We start from the raw sequence: 13,283 nt of genomic DNA, 5'->3' as shown, positions 1-13,283 counted from the left end.
CCCGGCAGACATAAGACTCATCCGAAAGAGAGGCATCTGTCATGAATGTTTTATGTTTAGCCATCCTGAATAGCTTTTTGCACAAGACCGTACGCCCGTACGAATGCAAATAGACCGGGGTCGTTGCTCACACCCAGTTTCGCCATGGCGTCGCGTTTTTGCCGGCTAACTGTCCGGACGTCACGCCCCAGGTCGCGAGCGATCTCAGAGATCGACTTGCCACGCACGAACATGCGAATGACCTCCGCCTGCCGCGGCGACAAGTGGCGCATGGGCGACATGCCAGGCGGGTCGCCGCTCGCTTGCGCGAGTGTCAGCAGGATCGACTTGCTGACGTAGGAACGGCCCGCGCCCGCTGCGCGAATGGCCGACGCCAGTTCGTCCATCGATTCGCTCTTGTTGAGCATGCCGATCACGCCGTCCGACATGATCGAACGGAGAATGGCCGCATTCGTCAGGCTCGTCAGCACGACAATGCGCACTTCTGGCCAGCCCATCCTGACACGCCGGATGAGCCGCAGCCCGTCGTCGGCGTCGCCAGACGCGTTGGGCATGGTCAGGTCCGTCACGAGCACGTCGCACGGCGTCTTCTCCATCAACTGGACGAGCGACGAAGGACTCGTCGCCTCCCCAACGATAGCGAAGCCCCCCAGTGCCACCAGCGTGGCCCGGATACCGAGCAGAACAAACGGGTGATCGTCTGCCAGCATGACTCGAAGGTTCACTATTGCCGCCCTGTTTATTGGTTTGTGTTTGTCAATTCCGAAAAGCAATGCCAAATACGAGGCCGCTTTACGACATTGCTGGCGACATATAGCGAATTGCGCTCCGACAAACATAATCAAAACATCCACGACAAAAGCGGAATATCAGAGAGTTCCGAATCAGTGGCTGATTCAAAGGCAATTTGAAAATTTTATCGAGAACTTCCAATAACCAGCATTCCCATCGCGACAGTGACCGTCCATTTTCAGCACATCATTTCCGAAATTTCGAAGCACAGGCTAGGAAGCAGCGGCGAGCAAAATCGCCACGAGCGGATAGTTCAGGGGCCGATGGACGTTCCTCGCAATAACGCCCGGTAGCGTATTAGATTCAATATGAATTCCGTGCAAATCGTCGATTTATTTTTTTAATATACACCCAAAAGAGGAATTAACTTAGAAAGCGAATCCAGGAAAAGTCGCCACTTAAAATAATTCCGACTTTCACATCAGATAAATCAGACACAACCGATCGAATCTCCAACACAGGAATAATTCGATCAATCGAATGCAGAAAACAACGTCGAAAATAAAAGAGCGTTCGGTACATGGCCGAACGCCAAAAGAAAAAGTCTGAAAAGGCGCCAATGCGATCACGCTCCGACGCGCGGCGCGTACCCCGCCGCGCGCGACGGTCGCGGGAAAACAGGTAGCGCGAGCAACGCACATGCGCTCGCGACCGCCCACACGGCCGGCCACGAAGTCGCCGCGAGCAACGGAGGAATCGCAAGCGGCGTGACGAACAGCGTCATGAACGCACAGGTGTTGCCCATCGCAAGCGCAGTGCCCGCGCGGCGCGTTCCGGCGAGCGTCGCGAGCTCCGTATATGCAACGCCGTGCCACGCGGATGCGCTCACGCCGCCCAACACAACCATCGCCGCGAACAGGGTCGTCACCCAGCCGTATCCGTCGCCGAAGCACGCGGCGATCAATGCGAGCGTTGCGAACAGCAGTGCCGTCAGCACGCTGCAGACGCGCATGTACGCGCGCCGGTTGCCGTGCCGGTCCGTCCAGCGTCCGCTCCAGACACGCGCGACGGCGGCGCCCGTCTGCACGGCGCCCATCGTCGCGCTGATGCCAACCACGCCGGCATGGCCGAAATCATGGAGAAAAACGGTCGCGAACGTGACGACGGCGAGTTGCGGCACGCACAGCACGCCGATGCCGAGCGCGACGCGCCACACGCCGGCATCTCGCAGCGGCGAGACTCGCGTGGCTTGCATGGCCGCGAGTTCGCCACCCGCCGCGGCCGTCTGGTCCGCCTGCGCAGCGGCGCTGGGCGCCTCGTGCAGCCAGCGCCACGCGAACAGCGCCGTCACCGCGCACAGCACCGCAAGCACGCCATACACGGCGACAAAGCCGAAGTGCGCGGCCAGCGACGGCAGCGCCATCGCCCCGAGCCCGCCGCCCGCGGGGACGGCCGTCTGGCGGATGCTCATCGCGAGCCCGCGCTCGCCTTCGCGAAACCATGCCATGACGGCTCGGCCGCTCGAGCCATTGACACTGCCCCCGAGCAGCCCGACCGCGAGCAGTCCGAGTGCGAGCGGCACGATGCCGGGCGCGTCAGCGCCGCGCGGCACGACGAAGCCCGCCATCGCGGCGAGCGCGGCCGCCGTCGTCAGCAGGCCGAGCAGCAGCACGCGCCGGTCGCCCCAGCGATCGGTGAGCAGTCCCCACGGCAGCTCGCTGAGCGCGATGCCAAGACCCAGCATGCCGAGCACGACACCGAGCCCGTCGTTACCGAGGTGATAGCCGTTGCGCAAAAAAATCGCCGTCGTCGGGATACCCGAAAATGCAGCCGAAAAGCTCGCGTTTGCGGCAAAGCCGACACCCAGCACCTTCCAGCGATGATTGCCGTGCACGGCGCCCGATGCTTCCGATCCTTTGAATCCCTGCTCCACGTTTGCCTCCGTCATTCAGTCGACAGTCATCGTAGGATTGGACGACCAATCGGAAAAGCGGGAAAATAGGATGCCAGCCATCGGAAACTCCGAAACATGAACCAGCGTGCTTTCGACCTCGCGCAGTTGCGCACCTTCGTCGCCGTCGCCGAAGCGGGCAGCGTTTCGGCGGGGGCGGAACGCGTGTTCCTGTCGCAGTCGTCCGCCAGCGAGCAACTGAAGAAGCTCGAAGAGCGCGTCGGCCAGCCGCTTTTTCTGCGCGGCAAGCAGGGCGTCACGGCGACGCCGGCCGGCGCGAAGCTGCTCGACCATGCGCGGCGCATTCTCGCGATGAGCGAAGCGGCGTTCGAAGACCTGCAGGGCCGCTCGCTCGATGGCGAGTTGCGCATCGCGATTACCGACTACTACCGGCCGCAGGACATCGCTCGTGTGCTGAAGTTGTTCTCGGAGCAGCATCCGCGCCTGCGTCTGCATGTGACCGTCCTGCCGAGCGCGGTGATCGACAGCAGCGTCGAAGACGACACGACCTTCGATATCGGCCTGTCGCTGCGCATCGTCGCGCCCGGCGCGAAGCGCACGCCATCGGCGAATGCGCGGGCGTCGAGCACCGTCGTGAGGCGCGAGAAGCTGGTATGGGCGATGTCGGCCGATGCCGATCCGCAGCACATCGCCGCCCCCTTCCGTCTCGTGCTTTTGCCAGCGACGTGTCAGCTGCAGCGCTTCGTCGTCCGCCTGCTCGATGAGCGCGACGTGCCTTACGTCGTGTCGCATTCGGCATCCGGCATGGCGGGCCTGCAGTTGGCGTTGAAAGCTGGGCTCGGCATCTCATGTCTGAACGAATCGTCGCTCGGCTCGGGCATGGTGCCGTGCCCGCCTGCTGTTGCTCTGCCGCAGTTGCCGGCAGTCGAGTTCCATCTGTTGCCGGGACGCCCGGGCGAGAGCGGGCATGTCACCAATGCGCGCGCCGCGTTCATGCGGCTGCTCGCGTGAGAGGCGGTTGCCGTTGCGTGAGCGTGTCGGGCTGACACCTATCGCAAGCGTTCTGCCTTCCGTTGAAACGACGCGGATTGCCTCCTATGATGGTTGCAATGCCTACGTCATCCTGATGCCTTAACGTGGCGAAGCGTTTGCCGAAGCAGGCACGCGCGAAGCATGCGCGCATTCCGGGGCTTTCGCGCGGCAGCGGCCGGTGTCACGCTGTCGAGCCTCACCCTCTTCTGCATGCTTGTGCGCACTTGAATAGACTGTCGGCGCCGCGCACTTCTTCACATGTCAGGGCAATTGCAATTTCATTGACATAGGTCATGCGCGTGAAGGGAACAACCAGGCAGCATCGAAGAGTGGCCAGGCATGAGCCACGTCTTCCAAGGGTGTAAAAAGGATATCTAGAAACACAAACCCTCTCCCTACGAGGCAAGTCGTGCATCGCAGAACCGTCGGCTCTTCGATCCTGTTGCTTTTTTGCGTCTTGTGCGCCTTGTGCGCAACGCCGTCATTCGCGGCCTCGAACGATGCATCCGCACCATCGGCAATGGACGAGAAAATGCACGCCTGCACGACCTGTCATGGCATGCAGGGCCAGGGGCGCAACAACGACTATTTTCCGCGCATTGCGGGCAAGCCCGCCGAGTATCTGTTCAACCAACTGACAGCCTTCCGCGACGGCGGCCGCACGTATCCGCCGATGGGCTATCTGCTCGCGTTCCTGCCCGACGACTATCTGCGCAAGATCAGCCAGTACTTTGCCGATCTGCAGCCGCCTTATCCGAATCCCGATACCAACCCGCTGCCGCAAGCAACACTCGACTACGGCAAGCAGCTCGTCATGCGCGGCGACGCGAAGCGCGGCATTCCCGCCTGCGCCGCGTGCCACGGCGAACGTCTGACGGGACAGCAACCCGGCATCCCCGGCCTGCTCGGACTGCACACGAGCTATATCGCCGGGCAGATGGGCACGTGGCGCTCCGGCACGAGACACGCTCTCGCGCCCGATTGCATGCACTCGATCGCCGTCAAACTGAACGACAAGGACATCACCGCCGTATCGAGCTGGCTCGCGCGTCAGCCGCGCCCCGCCGATCCGCGTCCCGTGCCGAGATTGCCCGGCAAGCTGCCGCTCGCATGTGGGAGCCAACCGGAATGAAGACTCTGTCATTTAGCTTTGTGTCGATTAGCTCCGCGTCGCCTCGCTCCATCCCGGCTGGCTCCGCGAACTGCATGCGGCGTGCAGCGCGTCTGACGCGGCGCGCGGCGCTGTCGCTCGTCGCGGGCGCCTCGTTCGCTCTCGCGGCCGTCGCGCCGTGTCCGCCCTTCGTCAGCGCGGCCCGTGCGGCGGAAACGGCGCCGGCCGGCACCGACACACGTTCCGAGGTCGTTGTGCGCGGCGAGTATCTGGCGCGCGCGGGCGACTGCGTCGCGTGCCACACCGCGCCGCGCGGCAAGACCTTCGGCGGCGGCCTCGCGATGGAAACGCCGTTCGGCACGCTCTATACGCCGAACATCAGCCCCGACAACGAATACGGCATCGGCAAATGGACAGCCGACGACTTCTTCAAGATGATGCGCACGGGCAAGAGCCCCGACGGCAAGCTGATCTATCCGGCCATGCCGATCGCGCAATACACGAAGGTCACGCGCGAAGACTCCGACGCGATCTTCGCGTACCTGAAGTCGATGCCGCCCGTCCATCAGCCGAACCGCAAGCATGAGCTGCGCTTCCCGTTCAACCAGCGCGAGCTGCTGATCGGCTGGCGTTCGCTGTACTTTCGCGAAGGCGAGTTCCAGCCGAATCCGTCGCGCTCCGTCGAATGGAACCGCGGCGCGTATCTCGTCGAAGGGCTCGGCCACTGTACGATGTGCCACACGAAAATCAATCTGCTCGGCGGCTCGTCGAAGAGCGAGCAGTTCGCGGGCGGGCTGATCCCGGTGCAGAACTGGTATGCGCCGTCGCTCACGTCCGACAAGGACGGCGGCCTCGGCGACTGGAGCATCAAGGACATCGTCGATCTCCTGCAGGCGGGCATTTCCGATCGCGGTGCGGTCTACGGGCCAATGGCCGAGGTCACGTATCACAGCCTGCAATACATGACCGACGACGACGCCAAGGCGATGGCCGTCTATCTGAAGACGCTGCCCGACAACGACCCCGGCCGCAAAACAGGCCCGTCGGCGACCGTCAAGCCGGCCGTGTTCGAGACAGGCCAGCGCATCTATACGGATAAGTGCGCGATGTGCCACGGCGAGCATGGCGAAGGCAAGCTGCAGCACTATCCGCCCCTCGCGCGCAATCAGTCGATCGAAATGGACTCGGCCGTCAATCCGATCCGCATCGTGCTCAACGGCGGCTTCCCGCCGGGCACGCGGCGCAACCCCGAACCGTACGGCATGCCGCCTTTCGCACAGGAACTCAACGACGCCGACGCAGCGGCCGTCGTCACCTATATCCGTACCGCGTGGGGCAATCACGGCCTGCCTGTGACGGCAAAACAGGTCAACGAACTGCGCAAGGCGCCGCTGCGCTGACCATGCTTGACTGACTCAAATCCTGTCATCGGAGACTTCGCAGATGGACCCTAACGATCACTCCGGCGACCAGTACGGCAACGCTTCGAACGACGAAGTCGAACGCATCGTCGCGCAAGGACCGCACGGCGCGATCGCGGTCGCGGGCGTCGCGGCCGTGGTCGTGCTGGCGATCTGGATCGGCTTCTACTTTCTCGTGTTCTTGCCGCGCGGCGTCATTCACTGATCATGTCGAGCCAACCTTCCCATTCCCCTGACAGCGGTCACGCCGTCGCCGAGCGCGCTGAAAGGCGCTGGGCGTACTTCGTCATCGCGATCGTGGTGTTCATGCTGGCGCTGGTCGTGTACTCGGGACTGCACTGGGCGATGATGCCGCCATCGCGCGTCGAGACCATCGATCCATCCCGGCTGCAGATGTCGGGTGAATTCGTCGAGAGCAATCTCGGCAGCGCCGTCGAGACCGACGGTTCCGTCGTCGTGCGCTTCGTCGCGCAGCAGTACTCGTTCACGCCGCAATGCCTGCTGGTGCCCGCCGACACGCCGATCACATTCCGCACCACGAGCGCCGACGTCGTGCACGGCCTGCTCGTCACCGACACGAACATCAACACGATGGTCGTGCCTGGCTACGTCGCGACGTTTTCCTCCACCTTCGACAAACCCGCCGAGCACCTGATGCCCTGCCACGAGTTCTGCGGCTTCGGCCATCAGACAATGTGGGCGCACGTGAAGGTCATCGACAAGGCTGCTTTCTTCGAGCAGGCGAAACAAAACCGGAGGCTCAGCTGTGTTTCACGCTAAGCGACTCGTTCTCGCGCACTTCTGGCTCGCGTTCATCGCGTTCGGAATCGCGCTTCTGCTGGGCGCATGGCAGATGCTCGTGCGCAGTCCGCTGCATCCGTGGATCGGCGAACCGGAGCTGTACTACCGCTCTGTGACGGCGCACGGCACGGTGATGGCCTACGTGCTGCCCACGCTGGTGGCGATGGGCTTCGGCTACGCAATCGTCGAGCTGGCGCTGCAACAGGCGCTCGTCGGACTGAAGTGGGCGTGGGCCGCGTTCATCCTGCTCGTGGTCGGCGCGGTGATGGCCGTCGTGCCCATCGCGGCGGGCCAGGCATCGGTGCTCTTCACGTTCTATCCGCCCATGATCGGCAGCCCGTTCTACTACCTCGGCGTGGTGCTGGTGGTGGTCGGCTCGTGGATCTGGGTCGCGCTGATGGGCGTGAACCTGCACATCTGGAAACGCGCGAACCCCGGCAAGCCGGTGCCGCTTGCGATGTACGCGAACGTCGCGGGCGCGTATCTGTGGGCGTGGACGGCCGTCGGCGCCGCGCTCGAAATCCTCTTCCAGATCTTGCCCGTCGCACTCGGCCTGAAGACGACCATCGACGCGGGCCTCGCGCGCGTGCTGTTCTCATGGACGCTGCACGCGATCGTCTATTTCTGGCTCGTGCCGTCGTATATCGCGTACTACACGCTGGTGCCGCGCGCGATCGGCGGGCGTCTCTATAGCGATTCGATGGCGCGCGTGTCGTTCATCCTGTTCCTCGTGTTCGCGATGCCGATCGGCATTCACCATCTGTTCGCCGATCCGCAGGTCGGCGCGGGCTTCAAGTTCGTGCATGCCGTGTTCACGGGCATGGTCTCGGTGCCGACGCTGCTCACCGTGTTCACGATCTGCGCGTCGGTGGAAATCGCGGGACGGCTGCGCGGCGGCAAGGGCGCGTTCGGCTGGCTGAAGGCGCTGCCGTGGGACAACCCGATGATGCTCGTGATCGCGTTCTCGTTCATCATGCTCGGCTTCGGCGGCGCGGGCGGGCTCATCAACATGAGCTACCAGCTGAATGAAACGGTGCACAACACGCAATGGATCACCGGGCACTTTCACCTGATCTTCGGCGGTGCGATCGTCATCATGTACTTCGCGATCGCGTACGAGCTGTGGCCGCAACTGACAGGCCGCGCAATCGGCTCGCTGAGCCTGATCCGCTGGCAACTGTGGCTGTGGTTCATCGGCATGATGGTCGTCACGCTGCCGTGGCATTACGTCGGCCTGCTCGGCGCGCCGCGCCGGATGGCCTACTACGACTACAGCAATCCGGCGATAGCGCCGCAAGCGGTCTGGGTGGCCGTGTCGGCGTTCGGCGGGCTGATCCTGGTGATCTCCGGGCTGCTCTTTCTCTACATTCTTGCCAAGGCGCAGTTCGGTGCGCTCGAGCAGCCGAAGCAGTTCCGCTTCAGCGCGACCGTGCATCCCGTCGAGCGAGTACCTGCCGCGCTGAACAGCTTCGGCCTGTGGGTCGCGCTGATGATCGGCCTCACGGTCGTCAACTACAGCGTGCCGATCGCGCAACTGCTCGGACTGCAGCAGACTTCCGTGCCGGCCGTGTCGGTGGGAGCGCGATCATGAGCGACGAACGCGTCATCAGCTTCAGCAACCGGTGGTTCACGTCGAGCGTCGGCTGCGTGATCGCGATTGCCGTCGTGTCGATACTGATCGGCTTCATCTGGCTGCCGTCGAAGCACCCCGACTTCACGCAGCGTGGGCTATGGGCGACGATCTGCAGCGCGGCGGGCGCACCGTCGTCGTGGTTCACGCAAAGCGGGAACATCGCCGGTCCCGCGCCGAGCAACGTGATCGTGATACCGCCCGCGCCGCCGTGGGGCCGCACGCGGCCCAGCGCCGAATCGATCGGGCGCGGCGCGACGCTCGCGCAGAACTGCTCGATGTGCCACGGCGTCGAAAGCCTGATTCAAGTGACGGCGCCCGTGCTCGCGGGTGAATATGCGGATGTGATCTACAAGCAGCTACGCGATTACCAGAGCGGCCAGCGCATGAACTCGATCATGCCGCCCATCATCGCGCGTCTGAACGACCGCGATCTGCACGATCTCGCGAACTACTATTCGACACTGCCGCGTCCCGCCGCCGTCGAGCAAGCCACGGGCGAAGACGCGAGCATCCGCAAGCTCGTGAACGAAGGCTCGCCGATGCGCAACATCGCGCCGTGTGCCGCATGTCACGGCGACCGCGACCGCAAGGGCGCCGCGCCATGGCTCGGCGGCCAGTCGTCGGTGTATATGGCAGGACAGTTGAAAGCGTTCGCCGACGGTATGCGTCACAACGACATCAATGAGCAGATGCGCAACGTCGCGCGCAACATGACGCCGGAAGAGATCGACGGTGTGGCGAAGTATTACGCGCAAAGGCAGCCTTAACGCATCGCACTGAAAGACGAACGGCGGTGCAGGCATCGAGGCCTGCACCGCCGTTTCTGTTTCATGTCGCGCTCTATCGAGCGGGCGACGTTCAGACGGCTTCCGCCGTCTCCAGCGACATCTCCACCATTTGCTTCTGCGCAACCGTGCGGCGCACAGCGCTATGCGACGATGACACGTGCCCGCTATCCGTGCGGAACACCGCCACCGCGTCCGTGAGACGCCGCGCCTGCTCTTCGAGCGAACTGGCGGCGGCAGCGGCCTGCTCGACGAGCGCCGCATTCTGCTGCGTCACCTCGTCCATTTGCGCGACAGCGAGATTGACCTGATCGATGCCTGTGCTCTGTTCCGTTGCGGCTTCGGCGATCTCGCCCATGATCGCGCTGACGCGCGCAATCGCATCGACGATCTCCGTCATCGTCGATCCCGAGCGTTGCACGAGGTCCGCGCCCGCCGTCACGCGTTCGTTCGATTCGCCGATCAAGCCCTTGATCTCTTTCGCCGCTGCCGCACTACGCTGCGCGAGCGAACGCACTTCGCTCGCGACGACGGCGAAGCCTCGGCCCTGCTCGCCCGCGCGCGCCGCTTCGACGGCCGCGTTCAGCGCAAGGATGTTGGTCTGGAACGCGATGCCTTCGATCACGCCGACGATATCCGCGATACGCCGCGAATCGTCGACGATCTGCTGCATCGTGCCGACCACCTGCTGCGTCAGGTCGCCGCCCTGGGCCGCGAGCGTCGATGCGCCCTGCGCGAGCGTGCTGGCCTGCTTTGCGTTGTCGGCTGTCTGCTTGACGGTCGATGTCAGCTCTTCGATGCTCGCCGCCGTTTGTTCGAGCGAGGCGGCCTGCTCTTCGGTCCGTTGCGAGAGGTTCGTGTTGCCGGCGGCGATTTCGCTCACGCCCGTATCGATCGAATCGGTGCCGTCGCGCACTGTGTTGACCGTCGCGATCAGCGACTCCTGCATTTTCCGCAGCGCTGCGGCAAGCCGGCCCATTTCGTTGTCGCTGACACTGTCGACGCGGCTCGTCAGGTCGCCGTTGGCGATGCGCTGAAACTGCTCGATCGTGGCATCGACGGGATGCACGATCGCGCGAACCATCACGAGACGGCCAAGCCACGCGAAAATCAGCGTGGCCGCCATGCCGATCGCGACTGCCATGCTGATCGTGTAGAACAGCTGCTGCGCGTCCTGATAACGTTGCTCGGCGTGATCGAGCTGGAGCTTTTCGAGCGAAAGCATCGCCTTTTCATAAGCGCTGTAGAGCGGCGACAGTTTGTGGCCCTGCAACTGGTGAAATGCCGCCTTGTCGCCTGACTTGAGCGCGGCGAATGCGGGATCGATGCCTTCGCGCAGCAACGTGTCGCGCTTGTCCTGCATATCCTTGATGAGGCGTTGTTCTTCCGCGTCGTTGCTGGCCTTGCTGATGTAATGGGCAAGCCGTTCGTTCGACACCTTCAGATAGTTGTCGTAACGCTTGAGCACGGCGTCGGCGCCTTCCTGTTCGTTCAGTTCGATCAGCGACGAGTACGTCGCCAGCGTGAGACGCAGGCGAAGCAATTGCCCGGCGCTGCCTTCGAGATCGGCGACGGCCGGCGTATCGACCGTGTACATCTGCTGCAACGACGCATTGCTCTCACGCAGCGACAACAGTCCCGCCGCCGCGCCGATCAGCAATACGATGCCGAACAGCACGATCATCAACGTGAGGTATGCGCGAATTGAAAGACCTTTCAGCATGAAGCGTGTCTCCTATGGCCGCCTGACTGGAATGTCCAAGGTTCCATGGCAGGCTTGCTGCGCCCAGGCCGATAGGCAAGGTCCGCAACTCGATTGAAATTAAGCAAACGCACCACGTTGGCAGTTACGGCTGATTCGCCGAAAACTTTACGGCCCGCCCGCCTCCGTCGCGCCCAGACGTGGTCCGGTTTGATCTCGCGCAACGGACACGCGCTGCGAGTCGGCGTCCCGGTCACACTATTTGGGTTTGATGCAGCGAGATTTGACAGTTCGAAGGCGAAGCTTGCCCGCGCCTCGAAGTTGTCGGACATTAGCGAAGCGACGGTTACGCGGACCATGCTCATGCGAGAGACTCTGTCAGCGCTGATGGTGTTCATCCTGCTTCTCGCGGGAACGGGAGTCGGCTTTTTCGGCAAGCCGTATCTGCCGGAAGAGCACCGCAGGCACGAGACCTTGCAGTTGATCCAGCTCGTGATGACGATGCTCGTGACGTTCGCGGCGCTGGTGCTAGGGCTGCTCACGGCATCGGCGAAAAGCAGCTTCGATACGGTGGGTAACGACTTCCGCTCGTATGCCGCCGCGCTGATCCAACTTGACACGGCGCTGCGCGAGTACGGCCCCGACGCAGATTCCGCCCGCAAGCTGCTGCGCACCTACACGGCTGCCGCCATTGCCTCGACGTGGCCGGGCGAGCAAGCGCCGCCAGGCAGCTATCCGAGGTTCACCGCCGACCTCCGTCACGACAAGCTCGAAGACGGGCGCCTCGGCGATATCCTCAATGCGTCGTACGTCGCGGTGCGCCAGTTGAAGCCCGCCGACAGCTATCAGGAACGTACGCAGGCGGAATGCCTCGCGCGCTTCGAGCGCGTGATCGAGGCGCGCTGGACCTTGATCGAAGAAGCGCACAGCTCGATCTCGATACCCTTTCTCACGACGCTCACGTTCTGGCTGATGATCATCTTCCTGAGTTTCGGCCTCGTCGCGCCGCGCAATGCACTCGCGCTCGTGATGATCATGCTCGGCGCGGTGTCGATTGCCTCCGCGGTATATGTGATCGTCGATCTGGACACGCCGCTGACAGGGCCGATCATTTCGTCCAGCACGCCGATGCGCAACGCGCTCGAGCATCTCGACCGCGCGCATTAGCGCGACTGTCAGCCGACCTTGAGGCCGCCCGCCGCATCGAAGATATCGCGCAGCCATTGCGCGAACACCCGTACGCGCGACGACAACTGACGGTTTTGCGGATACAGCACCGTGACGGGCAGCGGCGGCGGAGGAAACTGCGGCAGCACGACGACGAGGCTGCCCGCAGCCAGTTCGCCTTGCACGCGATAGCGCGGCACCTGAACGAGACCGAGCCCGGCGAGTGCCGCGCCCGTATAGAGATCGGCGCCCGTCACCGAAACGATTGCTTCGAGATTCGTCTCGACGATGCGTTCGTCGACGGTGAATTCGAGCGGCAGCGCATCGCCCGTCGCGCTCGATATGTAGTTGACGGCGCGATGCGTGGTCAGCGCCGCGATGCCGTCAGGCGTGCCATGCCGTTCCAGGTATGCGGGACTTGCGACCGTCACCTGTTCGAGCCGCGCGACGCGCCGCCCCACCATCGACGAATCCTGCAAATTGCCCGCGCGCAGCACGCAATCGACGCCCTCACGCACGAGATCGACCAGCCGGTCGTCTTCGCCAATGTGCAGCTCGATGCCCGGAAAGCGCGCGAGAAAGTCCGGCAGCGCGGGGACGACGAAATGCCGTGCGAGCGTGCCTTGCAGATTCACGCGCAACAGTCCCTTCGGCGCTGCGTTGCGAAAGGAGCCTTCGGCCTCTTCCATGTCCGCGAGCAGCCGGATGCAGCGGCGGTAGTACGCTTCGCCGTCGTGCGTGAGGCGCACGGTGCGCGTCGTGCGCTCGAGCAGCCGCGCGCCGAGCCGCGCTTCCATCCGCTTCATCAGATTCGTGACGGTGGCGCGCGGAATCTGCAGATCGTCGGCGGCGCGCGTGAAGCTCTGCCGCTCGGCAATGCGGACGAACACCTGCATTTCCTGAAAACGGTCCATGACGGCTCGCTACGAGAGGGTTCGGGACTTTTGTTAAAGCAAATGGAATGATGATAACGGATTCCAGCTGATT

General features: G+C 63.3%; 12 protein-coding genes. 8 read left to right on the top strand and 4 right to left on the bottom strand.

The features are described 5' to 3' along the window. Positions 1 to 56: 56 nt before the first annotated feature. Positions 57 to 710: a response regulator transcription factor gene (locus tag J8I87_RS04155; protein ID WP_209930207.1), complete on the bottom strand. Its 654-nt coding sequence runs from the start codon at positions 708 to 710 to the stop codon at positions 57 to 59. A gap of 647 nt (positions 711 to 1,357) precedes the next feature. Beyond that, positions 1,358 to 2,665, bottom strand: coding sequence for an MFS transporter (locus tag J8I87_RS04150; protein WP_313063768.1), 1,308 nt, complete (start codon positions 2,663 to 2,665; stop codon positions 1,358 to 1,360). A gap of 96 nt (positions 2,666 to 2,761) precedes the next feature. Between J8I87_RS04150 and J8I87_RS04145 the strand changes: the two genes are divergently transcribed. From J8I87_RS04145 to J8I87_RS04115, 7 genes are all read left to right on the top strand, one after another. Next, positions 2,762 to 3,655, top strand: coding sequence for a LysR family transcriptional regulator (locus tag J8I87_RS04145; RefSeq protein WP_209930173.1), 894 nt, complete (start codon positions 2,762 to 2,764; stop codon positions 3,653 to 3,655). 430 nt (positions 3,656 to 4,085) lie between these two features. Then, on the top strand, positions 4,086 to 4,808 hold the full coding sequence (locus J8I87_RS04140) for a c-type cytochrome (RefSeq protein ID WP_209930172.1): 723 nt from the start codon (positions 4,086 to 4,088) through the stop codon (positions 4,806 to 4,808). Further along, entirely contained in the window at positions 4,805 to 6,187 is a 1,383-nt protein-coding gene (locus J8I87_RS04135; protein ID WP_209930171.1) for a cytochrome c, read from the top strand. Before J8I87_RS04140 ends, J8I87_RS04135 begins: the two co-directional genes overlap by 4 nt. 43 nt (positions 6,188 to 6,230) lie before the next feature. Next, positions 6,231 to 6,413 (top strand): hypothetical protein, encoded by a 183-nt coding sequence (locus J8I87_RS04130; protein ID WP_209930170.1) that lies wholly within the window; start codon positions 6,231 to 6,233, stop codon positions 6,411 to 6,413. Between the two features lie 2 nt (positions 6,414 to 6,415). After that, positions 6,416 to 6,988 (top strand): cytochrome C oxidase subunit II, encoded by a 573-nt coding sequence (locus J8I87_RS04125; RefSeq protein WP_209930169.1) that lies wholly within the window; start codon positions 6,416 to 6,418, stop codon positions 6,986 to 6,988. After that, complete coding sequence (locus tag J8I87_RS04120; protein WP_209930168.1) at positions 6,975 to 8,600, top strand: b(o/a)3-type cytochrome-c oxidase subunit 1; 1,626 nt, start codon at positions 6,975 to 6,977, stop codon at positions 8,598 to 8,600. The genes J8I87_RS04125 and J8I87_RS04120 overlap by 14 nt, the downstream gene beginning before the upstream one ends. Beyond that, positions 8,597 to 9,409, top strand: a complete 813-nt coding sequence (locus J8I87_RS04115) for a c-type cytochrome (protein ID WP_209930167.1) — start codon at positions 8,597 to 8,599, stop codon at positions 9,407 to 9,409. The genes J8I87_RS04120 and J8I87_RS04115 overlap by 4 nt, the downstream gene beginning before the upstream one ends. A gap of 91 nt (positions 9,410 to 9,500) precedes the next feature. Here J8I87_RS04115 and J8I87_RS04110 read toward each other — a convergent pair whose 3' ends face one another. Further along, positions 9,501 to 11,150 (bottom strand): methyl-accepting chemotaxis protein, encoded by a 1,650-nt coding sequence (locus J8I87_RS04110; RefSeq protein WP_209930166.1) that lies wholly within the window; start codon positions 11,148 to 11,150, stop codon positions 9,501 to 9,503. 342 nt (positions 11,151 to 11,492) lie between these two features. Here J8I87_RS04110 and J8I87_RS04105 point away from each other — a divergent pair, with 342 nt between their 5' ends. After that, a complete protein-coding gene (locus tag J8I87_RS04105; protein WP_209930165.1) occupies positions 11,493 to 12,296 on the top strand; it encodes a hypothetical protein in 804 nt (267 codons plus the stop codon). Positions 12,297 to 12,304: 8 nt separating this feature from the next. On the opposite strand, the gene J8I87_RS04100 is transcribed toward J8I87_RS04105, so the two are convergent. Continuing rightward, on the bottom strand, positions 12,305 to 13,210 hold the full coding sequence (locus J8I87_RS04100; protein ID WP_209930164.1) for a LysR family transcriptional regulator: 906 nt from the start codon (positions 13,208 to 13,210) through the stop codon (positions 12,305 to 12,307). Between the last annotated feature and the right edge of the window lie 73 nt (positions 13,211 to 13,283).

Source organism: Paraburkholderia sp. LEh10, assembly GCF_017814945.1.
GTDB lineage: Bacteria > Pseudomonadota > Gammaproteobacteria > Burkholderiales > Burkholderiaceae > Paraburkholderia.
Note: the sequence above shows the minus strand (reverse complement) of the source record. Positions and strands in the feature narration are given on the sequence as shown.

What these genes read in the sequence shown, in the direction of transcription:
- J8I87_RS04100 (WP_209930164.1), bottom strand. Translation starts at nt 13,210, where the DNA reads ATGGACCGTTTTCAGGAAATGCAGGTGTTCGTCCGCATTGCCGAGCGG.
- J8I87_RS04115 (WP_209930167.1), top strand. Translation starts at nt 8,597, where the DNA reads ATGAGCGACGAACGCGTCATCAGCTTCAGCAACCGGTGGTTCACGTCG.
- J8I87_RS04135 (WP_209930171.1), top strand. Translation starts at nt 4,805, where the DNA reads ATGAAGACTCTGTCATTTAGCTTTGTGTCGATTAGCTCCGCGTCGCCT.
- J8I87_RS04145 (WP_209930173.1), top strand. Translation starts at nt 2,762, where the DNA reads ATGAACCAGCGTGCTTTCGACCTCGCGCAGTTGCGCACCTTCGTCGCC.
- J8I87_RS04155 (WP_209930207.1), bottom strand. Translation starts at nt 710, where the DNA reads ATGCTGGCAGACGATCACCCGTTTGTTCTGCTCGGTATCCGGGCCACG.
- J8I87_RS04110 (WP_209930166.1), bottom strand. Translation starts at nt 11,150, where the DNA reads ATGCTGAAAGGTCTTTCAATTCGCGCATACCTCACGTTGATGATCGTG.
- J8I87_RS04105 (WP_209930165.1), top strand. Translation starts at nt 11,493, where the DNA reads ATGCGAGAGACTCTGTCAGCGCTGATGGTGTTCATCCTGCTTCTCGCG.
- J8I87_RS04125 (WP_209930169.1), top strand. Translation starts at nt 6,416, where the DNA reads ATGTCGAGCCAACCTTCCCATTCCCCTGACAGCGGTCACGCCGTCGCC.
- J8I87_RS04130 (WP_209930170.1), top strand. Translation starts at nt 6,231, where the DNA reads ATGGACCCTAACGATCACTCCGGCGACCAGTACGGCAACGCTTCGAAC.